General features: G+C 66.1%; 16 protein-coding genes. 2 read left to right on the forward strand and 14 right to left on the reverse strand.

Translation table 11 applies throughout. The features are described 5' to 3' along the window. Positions 1–6: 6 nt before the first annotated feature. From DIE03_RS14735 to DIE03_RS14775, 9 genes are all read right to left on the reverse strand, one after another. On the reverse strand, positions 7–3,093 hold the full coding sequence (locus DIE03_RS14735) for an efflux RND transporter permease subunit (RefSeq protein ID WP_124451453.1): 3,087 nt from the start codon (positions 3,091–3,093) through the stop codon (positions 7–9). Continuing rightward, a complete protein-coding gene (locus DIE03_RS14740; protein WP_409364422.1) occupies positions 3,090–4,187 on the reverse strand; it encodes an efflux RND transporter periplasmic adaptor subunit in 1,098 nt (365 codons plus the stop codon). Before DIE03_RS14740 ends, DIE03_RS14735 begins: the two co-directional genes overlap by 4 nt. Before the next feature lie 166 nt (positions 4,188–4,353). Beyond that, entirely contained in the window at positions 4,354–4,788 is a 435-nt protein-coding gene (locus DIE03_RS14745) for a DoxX family membrane protein (RefSeq protein ID WP_124451457.1), read from the reverse strand. Next, positions 4,785–5,975, reverse strand: a complete 1,191-nt coding sequence (locus DIE03_RS14750; RefSeq protein ID WP_124451459.1) for a multidrug effflux MFS transporter — start codon at positions 5,973–5,975, stop codon at positions 4,785–4,787. Before DIE03_RS14750 ends, DIE03_RS14745 begins: the two co-directional genes overlap by 4 nt. A gap of 57 nt (positions 5,976–6,032) precedes the next feature. Beyond that, positions 6,033–6,659 carry a thermostable hemolysin gene (locus DIE03_RS14755; RefSeq protein ID WP_124451461.1) on the reverse strand — a complete coding sequence of 209 codons (627 nt, stop codon included), beginning with the start codon at positions 6,657–6,659 and terminating at the stop codon, positions 6,033–6,035. Between the two features lie 13 nt (positions 6,660–6,672). After that, positions 6,673–8,148, reverse strand: coding sequence for an AMP-binding protein (locus tag DIE03_RS14760; protein ID WP_124451463.1), 1,476 nt, complete (start codon positions 8,146–8,148; stop codon positions 6,673–6,675). Further along, positions 8,145–9,074: a TauD/TfdA family dioxygenase gene (locus tag DIE03_RS14765; RefSeq protein WP_124451466.1), complete on the reverse strand. Its 930-nt coding sequence runs from the start codon at positions 9,072–9,074 to the stop codon at positions 8,145–8,147. The genes DIE03_RS14760 and DIE03_RS14765 overlap by 4 nt, the downstream gene beginning before the upstream one ends. Before the next feature lie 208 nt (positions 9,075–9,282). Then, a complete protein-coding gene (locus DIE03_RS14770) occupies positions 9,283–10,236 on the reverse strand; it encodes a LysR family transcriptional regulator (RefSeq protein ID WP_124451468.1) in 954 nt (317 codons plus the stop codon). Between the two features lie 91 nt (positions 10,237–10,327). After that, the gene (locus DIE03_RS14775; protein WP_124451470.1) at positions 10,328–10,864 is read right to left on the reverse strand and encodes a MarR family winged helix-turn-helix transcriptional regulator; all 537 of its coding nucleotides are present in this window, start codon (positions 10,862–10,864) and stop codon (positions 10,328–10,330) included. A 108-nt stretch (positions 10,865–10,972) separates the two neighbouring features. Here DIE03_RS14775 and DIE03_RS14780 point away from each other — a divergent pair, with 108 nt between their 5' ends. Next, positions 10,973–11,806 (forward strand): alpha/beta fold hydrolase, encoded by an 834-nt coding sequence (locus DIE03_RS14780; RefSeq protein ID WP_124451472.1) that lies wholly within the window; start codon positions 10,973–10,975, stop codon positions 11,804–11,806. Between the two features lie 105 nt (positions 11,807–11,911). Here DIE03_RS14780 and DIE03_RS14785 read toward each other — a convergent pair whose 3' ends face one another. Then, entirely contained in the window at positions 11,912–13,189 is a 1,278-nt protein-coding gene (locus DIE03_RS14785; RefSeq protein WP_124451474.1) for an epoxide hydrolase family protein, read from the reverse strand. Between the two features lie 202 nt (positions 13,190–13,391). Then, positions 13,392–14,096 (reverse strand): SDR family oxidoreductase, encoded by a 705-nt coding sequence (locus DIE03_RS14790; RefSeq protein ID WP_124451476.1) that lies wholly within the window; start codon positions 14,094–14,096, stop codon positions 13,392–13,394. A 134-nt stretch (positions 14,097–14,230) separates the two neighbouring features. Here DIE03_RS14790 and gcvA point away from each other — a divergent pair, with 134 nt between their 5' ends. After that, a complete protein-coding gene (gene gcvA / locus DIE03_RS14795) occupies positions 14,231–15,124 on the forward strand; it encodes a transcriptional regulator GcvA (protein WP_124451478.1) in 894 nt (297 codons plus the stop codon). A gap of 25 nt (positions 15,125–15,149) precedes the next feature. Here gcvA and DIE03_RS14800 read toward each other — a convergent pair whose 3' ends face one another. The 3 genes from DIE03_RS14800 to DIE03_RS14810 all read right to left on the reverse strand — a co-directional run bounded on the left by DIE03_RS14800 (position 15,150) and on the right by DIE03_RS14810 (position 17,244). Then, the gene (locus tag DIE03_RS14800; protein WP_124451480.1) at positions 15,150–15,737 is read right to left on the reverse strand and encodes a pyridoxamine 5'-phosphate oxidase family protein; all 588 of its coding nucleotides are present in this window, start codon (positions 15,735–15,737) and stop codon (positions 15,150–15,152) included. Positions 15,738–15,837: 100 nt separating this feature from the next. Continuing rightward, positions 15,838–16,032, reverse strand: coding sequence for a hypothetical protein (locus tag DIE03_RS14805; RefSeq protein ID WP_124451482.1), 195 nt, complete (start codon positions 16,030–16,032; stop codon positions 15,838–15,840). A 12-nt stretch (positions 16,033–16,044) separates the two neighbouring features. Further along, entirely contained in the window at positions 16,045–17,244 is a 1,200-nt protein-coding gene (locus DIE03_RS14810; RefSeq protein WP_124451593.1) for a PLP-dependent aminotransferase family protein, read from the reverse strand. Between the last annotated feature and the right edge of the window lie 58 nt (positions 17,245–17,302).

Raw genomic sequence — 17,302 nt, forward strand, 5'->3', positions numbered from 1 at the left:
GCACGCTCATACGGCCTCCAGCACGCGAGCGCGCTCGCTGGTCGCCGCCTCGCGATGACGCTTCGCGATCAGCGTGTACACGGTCGGCAGCACGAACAGCGTGAACAGCGTACCGACCAGCATGCCGGTCGACACCGTGATCCCGATCGCGAAGCGGCTGGCCGCACCCGCGCCGCGCGCGAAAATCAGCGGCACGAGCCCGGCGACCATCGCGGCCGTCGTCATCAGGATCGGCCGCAGCCGTACCGCGGCTGCGTGCTCGATCGCCGCGCGCCGGTCGAGGTGCTGCGTGCGTTGCAGCTCGTTCGCGAAGCTCACCATCAGGATCCCGTGCTTGGAAATCAGGCCGATCAGGGTCACGAGCCCGATCTGCGTATAGATGTTCAGCGTCGCGAAGCCGAGGTACAGCGGCACCAGCGCACCGCACACCGACAGCGGCACCGACACGAGGATCACCAGCGGATCGCGCAGGCTCTCGAACTGTGCGGCAAGCACCAGGAAGATGACGACGAGCGCGAACACGAACGTGACCGTCAGCCGATTGCCCTCCTGCACGTATTGCCGCGATTCACCGAGCCAGTCGATGTCATAGCCGGCCGGCAGCGGCTGCTTCTGCAGAAACTCGACCGCTTGTCCCATCGTCACGCCGGGCGCGGCCACCGCCGACAGGGTCGCCGAGTTCAACTGGTTGAACTGCGTGAGTGCGTTCGCCTGGCTGCCGTTCGACACGCGCACGACGGTCGACAGCGCCACCATCTTGCCGCCGCGCGTTTTCACGTAGTAGCGGTTCAGCATCTCCGACGACAGGCGCTCCGCGCGCGCGACCTGCGGAATCACGTCGTACGAGCGGCCGTTGTGGTCGAAGCGGTTCACGTAGTTCTCGCCCACGAGCACCGCGAGCGTATCGGCGATGTCCTTCATCGTCACGCCGAGCGCATTCGCCTGGTTGCGGTCGATCGTCACGCCGACCGCGCGGCTGTCGAACGTCAGATCGCTGTCGACCACCGCGAACAGCCCGCTCTTCGACGCGGCGGCCTTCAGTTTGTCCATCGTCGCGAAGATGTCCTTGAAGTCCGTGGGCGCGCGCAGCACCATCTGGATCGGCAGGCCGCCGCTCGACGCGGGCAGCGACGGCAACAGGAACGTGAACACCTGGTCGCCGGCGATCGCGTTCGCGCGCGCCTGCACGAGCGCCTGCAGGTCGGCCGCACCGCGTGTGCGCTTCGACCAGTCGACGAGGTTCACGCCGGCAAAGCCGAGATTGGCCCCGCCGACGCCGTTCAGCACGAAGCTCGTATCCGCTTCGGGCAACGAGCGGAACACCTTCTCGACCTGCGGCGCGTAGCGTTCGAGGTAGTCGAGGTTCGCATACTGCGGCGCCTTCACCTGCAGCATGATCGAGCCCTGGTCCTCCTGCGGCGCCAGTTCCCGCTTCACGCCGCTGAACAGCACGCCGATACCCAGCAGCACGCCCGCGCCGAACACCAGCACCGCCGGCCGTGCCGCGAGGCTCGCGTGCAGCAGGCGGCGGTACCCGTGCGTGACGCGCGACAGCGTGTGTTCGATCGCCCGCGCGACGCGGCCCTCCGACATCCGGCTGTCGAGCAGCAGCGAGCTCAGCATCGGCGAAAGCGTCAGCGCGATCACCGCGGACACGCACACCGCCCCTGCGAGCGTGAAAGCGAATTCGCGGAACAGCGAGCCGGTCAGCCCGCCCATCAGCCCGATCGGCGCATACACCGCAATGAGCGTGATGGTCATCACGATCACCGGCGACGCGATCTCGCGCGCGCCGAGCAGCGCCGCGCGCGCGGGCGGCTCGCCGGATTCGATGTGCCGGTGAATGTTCTCGACCACGACGATCGCGTCGTCGACGACCAGACCGATCGCCAGCACCATCGCGAGCAGCGTGAGCAGGTTCAGCGAGAAGCCTGCGGCCAGCATCAGCGTGGCGGAGCCGACGAGCGCGAGCGGAATCGTCACGACCGGGATCACGACCGCGCGGAACGAGCCGAGGAACAGGAAGATCACGACCACGACGATCGCGATCGCCTCGATGATCGTCTCGCGCACCTCGTCGATCGACGCGTTGACGAAGCGCGCGACGTCGAACACGTCGCCGATCCTGATGCTGGCCGGCTTGCTGCGCTCCATCGTCGGCAGCAGCGCCTGGACGCCGCGCACGATGTCGAGCGGGTTGCCCGACGGCGTCGCGTTGATCGCGATGTTGACGGCGCGGTGCCCGTTCATCAGCGCGCTCGCGTTGTATTGCTGGCTGCCCAGCTCGATCGTCGCGACGTCGCGCAAGCGCACGAAGCTGCCGTTCGCAGCCGATTTCACGACGAGGTTGCCGAACGCACCGACGTCGGTCAGGTCGGTGTTCGCGGAAATGTCGGCAACGGTCAGCGCGCCCTTCAACTGGCCCGGTGCGGCCTGGACGTTGTTCGCCTTCAGCGCGGCCGCGACATCGGCGGCCGACAGCCCGTGCGCGGCGAGCCGCGACGCGTCGAGCCAGACCCGCATCGCGAGATTCTGCCCGCCGACGATTTCGGCCGACGCGACGCCCGGCACCGTGGTGACCAGCGGCTGCGCGACCCGGACCACGTAGTCGGTGATCTCGGGGATCGACAACGTATCGCTCGAGAAGCCGAGATACATGACGGCCGTGGGCGCGTCGGTCAGCTTGGTGATCACGGAGTCGTACGCGCCCTCGGGCATCTTGTACTTGACCTCCTGCACCTTCGCCATGATTTCCGTCATCGCGCGGTCGGCGTTCGCATTCAGGCGCAGCCGCGCCTTCACGACGCTCTTGCCCTGCGTCGACGTGGAGGTCAGATACTCGATGCCGTCCGCGGTCGCGATCGACTGTGCGATCGGCGTCGTCACGAAACCCTGCATCAACGCCTGCGACGCACCGGGATAGGCCGTCTCGACGCTGATCGTCGCGCTCTCCAGCATCGGATACTGGCGCACCGGCAGCGCGCCGAGCGAGCGCAGGCCCACCAGCAGGATCAGCAGGCTGCAGACGAGCGACAGCACCGGCCGCCGCACGAAGATGTCGGTGAAACGCGCGCCTTGCGTGGTCTGGCTCATCGCACCGTCTCCCGTTGCGTGGACGCATCGGCCAGCACCTGCACCTTCGCGCCCGGCGCAACGCGCAACTGCCCCGTCGTCACGACCACGTCGCCCGCGCGCAGCCCGTCGTCGATGACGATGCGGCCACGCTCGCGCGCACCGGTCCGCACCTGGCGCACGCGCGCAATGCCGACACCGTGCCCGTCGCGCTGCTCGACCACGACCACGGTGTCGCCCGCCTGCGAGGTCTGCACCGCGGTATCCGGCACGCTGATCACCGCGTCGCGCCCCGGCAGCGCCAGGTGCGCGTCGATATACATCCCCGGGCGCAGCAACTGGCCGGTGTTGGCCACGGTGGCCTGCACGGTGATGTTGCGGGTCTCGTCGCCGACCTGCGGCTCGATCGCGGTCACGCGCCCTTCGAAGGCCCGGCCCGGATACGCATCCGCCGTCACGCGCACGGTCTGGCCGAGCGCCACGCGGCTCAATGCCTTCTGCGGCACCGTGAAGTTCGCGTGCAACTCGTCGAGATCGGTGAGCGTCGCGATCGCATCGCCCGAGTTCAGGTACTGCCCGAGGTTGACGCGGCGCAGGCCGATCACGCCGGAAAACGGCGCGCGGATCAACTTCTGCGTAATGACCGCCTGGGTCTCGCGGATATCGGCGCGCGCGGCGTCGAGCTCGTAGCGGCGTGCGTCGAATGCCGCCTTCGGCTCGGCCCCGTTCGGCACGAGCTGCTCGGCGCGTGCGAACTGCCGGCGCGTATAGTCGGCCTTCGCCTGCAGCCCGGCGAGCTTCGCCTGTTCGGGCGCGTCGTAAAGCTGCACGAGCGTTTGCCCGGCACTCACGCGCGAGCCCGCGACGAACTGGATGCCGACGATGCGGCCCGCGACTTCCGGCGCGATCGTCACCTGCCGCACCGCTTCGAGCGAGCCGACCGCATCGAGCGTCGGCGCCGTCGCCTGCGGATTCACGACGACGGTCTCGACCGGCAATGGCGCCGGTGGCGGTGCAGGCCGATCGGCGGCCGATACACGTTCGGTGCGCCACAGGAACAACGCGCCGAACAGGACAATCAACACGCCTGCGGTAAAAAACATTGAGCGTCTCACTGATATCTCCCCAATGAATCAGTCATGACGTCAGTTTGTGTGGAGCGGCCCGGCCGGGATGTCAATTTTTTGAATCCCTGTTTAAATATTTCGCATGCCTGACACGAAAAAAAACCGCATGCCCGGGACGAACGGGACATGCGGTGAAAAGACACCCGCCACGAAGTCAGATGGTCGCGGCAGGCGAACGCGACGCATGAAGGGTCCATGCGCGCGCATACGGGTGTGACATGGCCAACAGGACGGCACCGAACAGCAGCAATGGATTGGTACTGACCGCCCCGCACATCAGGAACAGCACCGACATCGCCGCCGCGCCGGCAACGCCCCATGCGGTTGCGATGCCGAGCAGGATCGACAGCCCTGCCGCCAGTTCGAGCCAGGGCACGGCCAGGTTGACCGCGGCGACGTGCGGCAGCGCCACGTGTCCGATCGCGCTGGTCAGCGCGAGCCGCACGGCTTCAGGCGCCGCCGTGGATCGCGCGACGGCAGCTGTCAGGAACGGCTCCGCATCGAAGTGCCCGACGATCTTCGTCAGGCCGGCCCAGATCCAGAATGCGCCCAGTACGAGCCGCAGCACGAGTGCGACGGCGGTCTTCATCGCGCCACCTGCGGATGCAGGCGATGCAGCTGCCTGAAACCGATCATGGTCACGCCCAGCAAACACGCGAACATGATGGCAATCGCCGCGTTCGTCTCCATGGGCAATGCGCTGACGACCCCCGACACGATGGAGCCGAGCGCCAGCATCAGGCACCCCTGCAGGCTCGCGGCGGCGCCCGCGCGGCCCGGGAACAGGGCCATCGAGCGCGCCATCGCGTTGGAGAAGATGAAGCCCTGCGCAAACGCGATCAGCATGATCCCGCCGAGTGCGGTCACCAGGATCAGTTCACCGCCGCTCGACGCCACGCAGGCCACCCCGAGCGCAAAGGTCGCAATGCCGCCGCGCATCAGCTGCTCGCCGCTGTAGCGCCGGATCAGGCTGCGGTTCAGCGTCGTGCCGCCGAGGTAGCACAGCCCGACGCCGAGCGCGGTCGACCCGAAGTACGACGCGGAATGCCCGAGGCGGAACTGCACGATGTACGGCCCGATCACGTTCCACATCAGGAACGCCGAGAAGCTCATCCCGAGCAACGCGACGGCCGACTGGAACTGCGGATCGGACAGGATCTCGCGATAGCCCGCGATGGTTTGCCGCGGCGTGCGCCGCAACTCCGGCCGCAGCGTCTCGCGCAGGCCCGCGAACGCGAACGACAGCACGACGAGCCCGTAGCCGCAGTAGACGACGAAGTTCCAGCGCCAGCCGGCCCACTCCTGAACGTGTCCGCCGATATACGGCGCGATCACGGGGCCGAGCCCGAACGCCAGGCTGAGGTAGACGATCGCGACGCGGAAGCGGTCGCCCTTGAGCCGGTCGACCAGCACGGCGCGCGCGACGACCTGGCATGAGCCGATCGCGAAGCCCTGGATCGCGCGTCCTGCCATCAGCACCTCGAACGACGGCGCGACGACCGCGATCGCACTACCGGCGATGAACAGCGCAAGGCCGAAGAGTACCGACGGGCGTCGGCCCCACCAGTCGGCCAGCATGCCGAATGCGAGCTGGCCGATCGCATAGAACACGAGCGTGATCGTGATCGTGTTCTGCATCATGCTCGGCATGACGTTGAGTTCTCGACCGATGGCCGGGATGCTCGGCGAATAGAGGTCGATCGCGATCCCGCCGACGCTGTTGATCAGCGGCGCCAGGAACACGAGGAAGTTTTCGTATCTGTTTGAGTCGGACATGGGGACGTTCCTGAAATGACGGGACAGGCCGACGCGAGTGCGTGCGGCCCGTCGGGATCAGTGACCGTTTGCGATGCATTCAACCTGCCTCAGCGGCATACGTGCCGGCGGCGGATCGTCGAGCGGGCTCCACATCGGCAAATCGTTGCGCCTGGCCATGTCGTCGATCTTCACCATGATGACGCGCGGCGCGTTGTCGTAGTACGTACCCCAGTCGACATGTCTGTCACGTACCCGGCTCACGCAGGCGCGGCCGAGGTCGTCATAGGCGATCTGCAACGACTGCACGATGTGACGCACCCGCTCCGTCGCCGTCATCAGCACGTACCGGTAGTGATGCTGGGCCAGTGTGCGGAACACGTTCGCGATCAGGTAGCGCCCCGCGCCCTTCGAGCCGAACGACGAGAACTGCCCGAGCTCGACCAGCTCCGCACGCGACAGCCCGTAAAGGCTCGTCAGCGATTCGTCGAGGTAGTGCTCGGAGAACAGCGGGGCGCTGTCGCCCCAGCTGAGCCCCAGGCATGCGTAGCCGGGCAACGTCATCGCGCGGTCGGTCAGGCACCAGAACTGGTCCGGGCGAGGCTCCGGCCGCGCGCCGTGCGCCTGGTAGTAGTGCTGCGAGACCGCGAGCTGCATCTCGCGATAGGCGCCCTGGCCCGGATGAAAGCTTCGTACGATGTGCACGTTCGGCTCCCGGTCAGTACAGCGACGCCGCATGATCACGCTCGATCAGCTGACGGCGCGGCCGCCCGGTGACCGTGTAGTAATCCTTGCGGAAACGCTCGATGTCCGTCACGACCCGGACCCGCCGCACGCGCGCGAAATCCGCCAGCCGCGGTTCGAGCCGCGCCATCTCGTCGCGCACCGCCGCTTCGCCGTGCTCGGACAGCACGATCGCCGCAGGCTCCTCGCGCCCTTCGCCGAACACCACGATGTCGTCGATCAGCGCGCTTTCCTTGTAGACCGTCTCCACCCATTCCGGCGAGATGTTGCGCGCCGTCGACAGGATGATCACGTGCTTCTTGCGGCCGGTGATGTACAGGAAACCATCGACGATCTCCGCGATGTCGCCGGTGTGCAGGTAGCCGTCGGTGAGTTCGCACGACGTATCGTCCGAGTTGTAGTAGCCCGCGCAGAGCGTCGGCGTGCGCACGCGCAGCTCGCCGTCGACGATCACCGGCACGATCCCGTCGAGCAGCGTGCCGGCCGAGCCGATGCGGCGCTGCCCCGGATAGTTCAGCGAGATGATCGAACTGTTCTCGCTGAGCCCGTAGGCCTCGTAGACCTGGACGCCGTGCTTGTCCAGCGATTCGAGCACGGTGGCCGGAATCTTCGCGCCGCCCGTGATGATGTGCGGATTGCGGCGGCCGAACAGTTGCGTCGTACTGGTCGAGTCCAGCAATGCGTCGGCCTCCTCGAGCAGCTTCGGCGGCAGGTACAGGAAATTCGGATCGACGCGGGCGATCAGGTCCAGGTAGTCGCGCGCATTGCCGCTGCGTGCGCCGTACTCGGCGTAGTTCGCGGGCATCAGCGTCAGCGAGCCGCCGGACAGCACCGGCAGGAACACGCCGAGCACCTGTTCGATCAGCAGGCTCATCGGCACGATCGACAGGTAGTCGAGCGGGCCGGCCGGCACACGCTTCAGCACGTTCGTCACGAGCAGGCCGACGGCCTCGTCGCGGATCTTCACGCCCTTCGGCTTCGACGTCGTACCGGACGTATGGATGATCCCGCAGATGCCCGGCTCGATCCGCTCGCCGGTGGGTGCACCCGCCGCAGGCCATCCGTCGTGCTCGCTCGCGGCGTTGATGCATGAGATGCCGGGCAGGATCGAACCGATGCGTGCGGCGGTTTTCGCATCCTGCGCGAAAATCGCGGTTGCCTTGTGCAGCAGGCTGCCGATCTGCTCGTCGGAGAACTCGATCGGCACCGGCAACAACACGGCCTTCACGCGGAAGATCGCGAGCATCGTCGCCACCCACGTGTAGCTGGAGCGCGCGGCAATACCGAACACGAGACCGCTGCAATCGCCGTATACATCTTCCAGCTTGCCGGCGATCCGCGTCACGTCCGCGCGCAGTTCGTCCAGCGAGTATTCACGGCCGTCCATTTCCCGCACGACAATGCGGTTCGGTGCTTCGGCGAAATGACGTTCGATGAGTGCGCTGATCATGCAATTGCTCCCTTGCGATAGCTTTGTGCACCGAAGATGCGGCGCCCCGTGTCCGCGAGACGGCGGCGGCCGTGCATCACGCGGCTGTTGTCGATCGCGACGATGTCGCCCTTGTTCCAGAACAGGTCATACGTATAACGGGCGGTCACGTCCTTGATTTCGTCCCACACCTCGAAATCGATGTCGGTGCCGTCGGCCCACGTGATCAGCGGCGGCTCGTAGTTCACGCTCGGGCCGAGCAGCGAGTTGCAGAACGCGCGACGGCCGGAGAAGCAGCTGGCGGTGATCGCATCGGTCACGCGCTCGGACGACACGAGAAACGGGTCGAGGCGGCGATAGTGCTGGCCTCGCACGCGCTGGTTGACGATCTCGAGATGCGAGTCGTTCACCTCGTGCGCCGGCACCTGCAGCTCGACGCTCAGGAAGCGTTGCACGTTCGGCCAGGGAATACGGCGCGAATACTTGATCTGGCGTTGCTCGAACAGGCGACGCACGGCCGGCGTCAGTTCGTGCAGCACGCGCTGCCCGTCGCAGATCGTCGTCTCGGAGCCGACGCGAGCCGGCTCGAGGCAGTAGAACCATTGCAGGTCGGGCGTGAACGGCAGGTTGCCGTTCTCACGGTGCAGGCCCATTTCGAGCTCGCCGGCATCGATTTCCGCGGTGTTTTCCGTCGAGGTCTTGCGCGCCGGATCGAACGTGACGCGCGCCGAATGCTGGCTGACGAAGCGGTTGAAATCGTCGAGCGTATCCGCGAAATTGCGATAGATCACGACACCCGAATGGGCGAGCTGCTCGTACAACTGGTCGGTATCGACAAGGTCGATCGCCTTTTGACCGGGCTCGAGGCTTTCGATCAACTCGAAGCCGAAACGCGGCAACGGTTTGTGCTGAACCTGCGCGGTGACTACGTCAACAACATCCATCATGGTTGCCTCTCAGTGTGGTTAGTTTTGCGTTCGAAGCACGGCTTCGTCGAACACTGACCAATCTACCGACACGGCTGGGCACACCGTTTTAAAAATTAAATGGTGGATGTAAATTTTGTTTAGGGTACTGCAAGGAAACCCGGCTTTGCTTCCTCACCGGCAATAAACCGGACGGCGGCAATCGCCGGCCGGAGCGGGCCGATTGCGGCTATGCGGGCAACTCCCCCGGCTCGAGCGCGTTGGCGCTCGCGAGATCCTTGAACAGCGTGCGCATGGTGCGGATGTCGGGGTTCTTTTCCATCGGCGTCGCCCAGATCACGTCCAGCGTGAAGGTCGGGAAGCCGAGCGGCACCTCGCAGATCTGCGCGGTCGACGGAATCGACAGGTACGGGATCAGCCGCCGCGGCAACGTCAAGGCAACCGGCAGCCGCGAGACGATGTTCACGCAGGCCTGATACGTGTTGGCGCGCGCGACGATACTGCGCGAGCGGCCGAGCTTCTCGAGCCAGCCGTCGATCATGTTGCGCTCGGATACCCACGGCGTCGGGAACACGTGGTCCATGTCGCAGAATTCGTCGAGCGAGACGCGCGTCGACGGCGCGAGCTTGCGCGACGCGGTCAGACACACAAAGGTGTCGGAAAGGACCGATTCCCATTGCAGGTCGGGATGCAGCCGGTGATAGCCGGGACCGAAGCCGATCGCGAAATCGATTTCTCCGGCTAGCAGCCGCTCTACCGGCAGTTCGCGGCCGAGGCGGTCGACGATCAGCGAGGTTTCGCGGCCGCGCTTCATGAACGACTCGAGCACGCCCGGCAGCAGCAGCAGCTCGAAGTACTCCGGCGCGCAGACGCGCATCACGCGGCGGGTCGTTGCGACCACCTGGTCGTCATCCATGTCGGCGCAGTGGTTCACCGCATCGATCACGTTTCGCAGATAGGGCTCGATCGCCTCGGCCTTGGCCGTCGCGACGAGGCTGCCGTGATCGACATCGAAGAGCACGTCGTGGAAGCAATTGCGCAACCGCTTCAGGCAATAGCTGACGGTGGGCTGGCTGATGCTCATGACCTCGGCGGTGCGGCGGGCGCTTTTGTGTTCGTACAGACACAGAAACACCATCACGTCTTGCAGATCGAGTTGGCGCAATACGTTGCTGTTGAGCACGATTTTCCTCGTTGTTGTTGTCATTGGACTGTTTCCCGGTACCGCGCAATACCCCGGTCATGCCGCGGCGATCGTCGATCGCCCTGTTCCGTCACGCCTGGTCGGCGTCGTCCTGCGGCAGCGCCTCTCCCGGCAAGGCGAGCAGCGCCTGCTTCAAGAGCGCCGCAAGCATCGTCCGGTCATCGGCCTCGAGCCCGCCGAGCAGCAGATTCTGCGTATCCACGTGCACGTGCACGGCCCGATCGATCAGCTGGAGGCCTGCCGGCGTCAACCGCACGGTAAGGCCGCGGCCATCCTGCGGATTCGGCACACGCTCGACGAGGTCGGCCTGCTCCAGGCGCATCAACCGGTTGGTGATCGCGCCGGACGTGATCATGAGCGAGCGATAAAGTTGCGTCGGCGACAGCTCGTAAGGCTTGCCGGCACGCCGAAGCGTCGCCAGCACGTCGAATTCGCCTTCCTTGAATCCAAACGGCGACAGCGCCTCCGTCCGCGCCTTCTCGCAGTGCTTCGTCAGCCGCGCGAGCCGGCCGAAGATCTCCATCGACGCGACGTCGAGCTCGGGGCGTTCGTGGCGCCATTGAGCCACCACACGGTCGACATGATCCTCCTTGGCCCACGCAATCATGAATGTCCTCGCATTTGAAGGGGTTCTCGGTGAGTGCTTGTCATCAATATATCTCAATATTAAGATAATCGCGAGAGCGCATGTTGGGCGCGACTACGGAGCAGACCCATGACAAAACTATCATTCGGAGACCATGATCTCTACTACGCTGATGTCGGCAGTGGTACGCCTGTCGTGTTGATTCACGATCTAGGCAGTTGCGGGCGCGCATGGGCGCGCCAGATGTCGTTCCTGCGTCAGGCCGGTTTTCGCGTGATCGTGCCGGACCTTCCCGGTCACGGCGCGTCGTCCTATCCGGATCGCACGCTCGACATTCAGGCGTTCGCCGGCGGCCTGGAATGCCTGCTGGATCATCTCGGGCTCGAAAGCGCGAACCTGGTCGGCCTGTCGCTCGGCGGAGCCATTGCACTATCGGTGGCGATCGACGCGCCGTCGCGTGTCGGCAAGCTGATTGTCTGCAACGGATTCTCGAGCCTGGTTGCCGACGATGTCGCGCGCCGGTTCGAACTCTGGAAGGCAAGGTTCCAGCGCGGCGACGGCGCGACGCGCTGGTTCGAGGAAATGTGGCCGTTATTGGTGAGCGCCGACTACGCTCAAACGGAAGATGGCGAGATCGCTTATCAGATCGGCCATGCCCATGCGGCAGGAACCGATCCGGCGTTCCTCGCCCGACTTTGCGCGGGAATCGCGAATTACGACGTGCGGAGAAGACTGAACCTCGTCCGCAGCGAGACGCTGGTTCTGCAAAGCGACGACGATGGCGTTCATCCGGCGATCGAGGGCCAGCGGCTTGCCGCCATGATCCCGGGGGCACGATTCGGTGCACTGCCGGGAAGCGGGCATCATCCGAATCTCGACAGCGCCAGGACATTCAACTGGACGCTCTTGCGCTTCCTGTCGGATCACAATGAGCTGGATGCCGCCCCTGTTGCATCTCATTGAGACGGTTGCCGCGGCCCATCCGATACTCGACACCACGCGTCACACCCACGAAAGCGAACGCCGGCCGCATGACCGCCAGCCTGCGTTCGCTCGCCCGTCTCGCGCTTACACGCGCCGCAACGGCCGGAACCCGGCACGCACTTCACGCGCAAACAATTCCGGCTCCTCCCATGCCGCGAAGTGGCCACCCTTGTCGACTTCGTTGAAGTAGATCAGGTTGTGATAGCTGCGCTCGGCCCAACTGCGCGGCGCCTGATAGATCTCCCCCGGAAACACCGTGATCGCGGCCGGCAACGAGATATCCACCGCATTGAAGTTGTTCGAGTGGTCCTCCCAGTAGATCTGCGCGGCCGACGTCGCGGTGTTCGTCAGCCAGTACAACGAAATGTCGTCGAGAATCTCGTCGCGTGGAATCGAGCGTTCCGGCACGCCGCCGCTGTACGTCCATTGCGAGATCTTGTCATACATCCACGCGGCCTGCCCGGACGGCGAATCCGCCAGCGCGTAGCCGACCGTCTGCGGCCGCGTGACCATCATCGCCGAGTAGCCGCAATTGTCGCGATAGAACGTCGCGAGCTTCTCGTACGCGGCCTTCTCCTTCGGCGACAGAGAAGCCGGCGCGGGCGCATCGGTCGCGAGCAGCGTCGCGATGTCCGGCGGCACCGTCGCCGGCATGTTCACGTGAATCCCGGCCAGCCCCTGCACGCGCTGCATCGCCATCCGGTGCGAGATCACCGAGCCGCAGTCGCCGCCCTGCGACACGAAGCGCGTATAGCCGAGCCGCGCCATCAGCTCGCCCCACGCGCGCGCGATGTGGTCCGAGCCCCAGCCGGTCTTCGTCGGCCGGCCCGAAAAACCGAAGCCCGGCAGCGACGGCACGACGACATGGAACGCATCGTCCGCGCTCGCGCCGTGTGCGGTCGGGTCGGTCAGCGGGCCGATCGCCTTCAGCAGCTCGAAGATCGACCCGGGCCAGCCGTGCGTCATGATCATCGGCATCGCGTTCTCGTGTCGCGAACGCACGTGGATGAAGTGAATATCGAGCCCGTCGATTTCCGTGATGAACATCGGGAAACCGTTCAGGCGCGCCTCGCCCTTGCGCCAGTCGTAGTCGGTGCCCCAGTAGCGCAGCAGCGCCTGCATGCGCGCGAGCCGCACGCCCTGCGATTCGTCGGCGACGGTCTCGCGGCCCGGCCAGCGTGTCGCCGCAATGCGGCGGCGCAGGTCGGCGACGGCTTCATCGGGAATGTGCGCGGTGAACGGGCGTATGCCGCTCGCGCCGGATGCGGCGTGCAGCGCGGTGGGCAGCATCGCCGAGACCCCGGCGGCCACGGAAGTGGCCAGCAGGTGGCGACGCATCGGGGAAAACGGTGTGGAAGACATCGTTCGGCATCTCCTTTCGTGAAGTGGAAAGTGAACATGCCGCGCGCGGGATCGCGCCCAGGCTTTCCGTCCGGCGCGCCCTCGTCACGCGGCGTCGCCCATTTGAAAGGTCTGATGTATCCCGGATTTGTCTGATTTGTACGCGTTTGTAGCCGTGCCCGGCGAGCGGCCCGCGCCGCCGCTCGCTCGTCGATCGAGACGCTCAGAGCGCCTTGACGATCGCGCCGTCGACGCGAATGTTCTGCCCGGTGATGTAGCCCGCGCCGTCCGACAGCAGGAACGCGACCGTCTTCGCGATCTCGCCCGTCTTGCCGAAGCGGCCGGCCGGAATGCGCGCGACGATCTCCGGCGTTTCCGGCCAGCTGTCGATGAAGCCCGGCAGCACCGCGTTCATCCGGATGTTCTCGGCCGCATAGCGTTCCGCGTACAGGCGCGTCCACGCGCTCAGTGCCGCCCGCAGCGCCGACGACACGGGCATCGGCTGCTCGGGCGCGTCGGCCGCGAAGCTCGAGATGTTGACCACCGCGCCGCCGCCCTGCTTCTGGAAGATCGGCGTCACGCGGCGCATCACGCGCACCACGTTCAACAGGATCAGGTCGAGCCCCGCATGCCAGTTGTCGTCGGTGATCGCCAGCAGATCGCCCTTCGGCGGATGGCCCGTGTTGTTCACGACCGCGTCGATCCGGCCGTAGCGCGCGACCGTTTCCTGTACGAGCTTGTCGATATCGGCTTCTTCCGTCACCGAGCCCTTGATGCCGAAGCCGCCCAGCTCCTCGCCGAGCGCCACCGCGCTGCCCGACGGCGACATCAGCGCGACGCGATAGCCCGTCGCCGCCAGTTCGCGCGCGATCGCCGCGCCCATGCCCTTGCCCGCCGCCGTGATCAACGCCACTTTTTCTACAGTCACGATGTGCTCCTCGTTCCGGTTCTGCCGCCGCGCAGCCGCCATTCGGCGCGCCATGGTGGTAATGTAGGCGTATCGATTCCGGCTGTCGAACCAGTATTTCTGCCGCCAGCCGATAGTTTTTCTACAGCCTGACGATGCCGCCACGCCCTTCCCGCCTGCCGCCGCTGAATGCACTTCGTGCGTTCGAGGTGTCCGCACGGCACCTCAATTTCCGCGCCGCCGCCGACGAGATCGGCGTCACGCAGGGCGCCGTCGCGCAGCAGGTGCGCCACCTCGAGGACGTGCTCGGCCTGAAGCTGTTCGAGCGCCTGCCGCGCGGCCTCGCGCTCACGCACGACGGCGCTGCGTATTTCTCCGACGTGCAGCGTGCGCTGCACGCGATCGCCGACGCGACCGACAAGCTCGTGAAGCGCCGCGCCGCGCTGACGATCAGCACGACGCCGTCGTTCGCGTCGAAATGGCTGATCCCGCGGCTCGCGCTGTTCACCGAAGCGCATCCCGACTACGACGTGCGCGTGATCGCCGACCCGCAGATCGCGACGTTCCGCCACGACGGCGTCGATCTCGCGATCCGCTACGGCAAGCCGCCGTTCGGCAAGCATCTCGTCGCGCATGCGCTGTTCCCGCTCGACGTGTGTGCGGTATGCAGCCCGGCGGTACTGGCCGCGCCGGCTTCGCCGCGGGCGCTCGCCGGTCAGGTGCTGTTGCATGACGCGCACGACCTGTGGCCCGAGTTCCTCGAAGCGATGCCCGAACCGGTCGACATCGACCCGCACAAAGGGCTGCGCTTCAACCAGACGTCGCTCGCGATCGATGCGGCGGTCGCCGGCCAGGGCATCGCGCTCGCGACCGATCCGCTCGTCGAGCGCGACATCGCCGCCGGCCGGCTGTGCAAGCCGTTCGATTTCGCGTTTCCGCTGTCGGTGGGGTTCTATCTCGTGTATCCGGCCGAGCGCCGCGATGACGATGCGATCGCGGTGATGCGCGAGTGGATGACCGGGCAGGCAGCGTCGGACGGGCGGCCTTGAGCGGCTTGAGCGTCCTTCGTCGGCGTCAGGGCGCAATCCAGCGGCCTTCGTAGCCGCTTTCGCTCAGGTCGAACGCGGCTCGACGATGGCCCGCACGCGCGAGTTCGAGCCAGTCGATGCGCGTGACCGTCATGTTGACCAGGCAGAAATTTTCGTAGCCGTCGCCGGATGGCGCGGTGCTGTCGATATGGGCTTCTTCCGGTGAGTTGATCGACGTGCCGGGCGACAACGACGCGCGGTACAGCAGCAGCGTATGCGGACGGCTGGACGCCCAGATCGCACGCCGTTGCGCTTCGTCTTCGCAGATCGACGCAACGCCTTCCGCGCGAATCTGCACGAGTGCGTCGAGATCGTTCGCGACGATCGAGATGCGCGAATCGCGACGCAACTCCGCGACTTTCTCCGAACGCACGTCGGTATGAAACGACAGCACGCGATCGGCTCGACTCACCTGACGCAACACGATCGTCCGAACCTTCGGCGCGCCATCGAGGCCGAGCGTGGCCGCCTGCAGCATCGTGAACGGCGAGCGCCTTTCGCTCACGCCGGATTCGAGGCTGGACCAGACGCGGTCGTACGTTTGCGTGAGCGATTCGGAAGTCGAGTCGGACATGAGGCAGCAGCGATCGTCAGTGTTTCGATCACGCAAGCTTAACCGTTTGCCGCGACGGCGACTCGCATGCAATGCGGCCGCCGCGTATGCGCTACCCGGCTCAGTTGTAGCCGAGCACGACCGGCGCGGCGTCGCCGGCATCGGTTGCCGGCTCCGTGCCGAAGCGGCCGAGCACGTCGGCCACATACTGCGGCCCCGCGCTGATCTGCGACGAGCGATGCTTGGCGGGCCGCTGGTCGCCCGCGCCTGACGCTGCACCCTTCGATACCGTTTCGTTGACGGTGGTGAGATTCACGTTGATGTCTCCTTACGCGGCGAGCGCCGCACCATACGCACGCACGAGGCGCGCGACGCCTTCCCGGATCGCATCGACGTCCGGCGCGGCGAACGACAGGCGCAGCGACGCTGCGTCGACGTTGTCCGCGAAGAACGCCTTGCCGGGGACGAACACGATCTTGTTGGCGATCGCCTGTTGCAGCAGCACGTCCGACGACACCGCGCCGATCCGCGCCCACACGAACATCCCGCCTTCCGGACGATGGAATTCGATCGCATCGCCGAACCCGTCGCGCAGCGCGTCGCACATCGCGTCGCACTTGCGCTGGTACGCGGCCGTGATGCGCGGCAGATGGCGTTCGAGCGCGCCGCCGGCCAGGTATTCGGCGGCGGTGGCCTGCGTCCACGGCGCGCTGCACAGATCGACCGTCTGCTTCGCGATCACGCAGCGCCGCGCGATCTCGGCTGGTGCGATCGTCCAGCCCACGCGCAGCCCCGGCGCGACGATCTTCGACAGGCTCGCGAAATGCACGATCCAGTCGCGCGCGCCGTCCACTTCGCCGGCCAGCGCGAGCATCGACGGCACGGCTTCGCCCGCGAAACGCAGGTCGCCGTATGGGTCGTCTTCAATGACCAGGAAGCGGTATTGCACCGCGAGACGCAGCAGTTTCAGCCGGCGCTCGCGCGTGAGCGTCGCGCCCGTCGGGTTCGCGAAGGTCGGGACCGTGTAGAGCAGCTTCGGCTGCGCGATCGCGCCGGACGCGAGTTGTTCGCCGAGACGATCGACATCGAGGCCTGCGCCATCGACGGGGATCGTCACGATGCGCGCCTGCTGCAGACGCATCGCCTGCAGCGTGGCCGGGTAAGCCGGCTGTTCGGTCAGCACGACGTCGCCAGGCGACACCATTACCCGCAGCAGCAGGTCGAGACCCTGCTGCGAGCCGGTCGTGACGAGCAGTTCGGCCGGCGTGCACGCGACGCCGCGACGCGCCATCAGCGCGATCAATTGCTGCTTCAATTCAGCGAGGCCGTCGGTCGGGCCGTATTGCAGGCAGCGGACGGGCTGTGCATACGCGCGTTCGGCGGCTGCGTTCAGGCCGTCGACGTCGAACAGGTCGCTGGCCGGATAGCCGCCCGCGAAGGAAATCATGCCCGGTTCGGACAGGTACTTGAACAACTCGCGGATCGGCGAGCCGGCAGGATTTTGGAATGAGGGCGTGAACGCGTACATGTCGTCATGAGCTGGAAGGCGCGGGCGGCCGGGATAGCCGTCGAGTGCCGGCCGCTGC

Origin of the sequence: Burkholderia sp. Bp8992 (assembly GCF_003853705.1) — a bacterium.
Classification (GTDB): Bacteria; Pseudomonadota; Gammaproteobacteria; order Burkholderiales; family Burkholderiaceae; genus Burkholderia.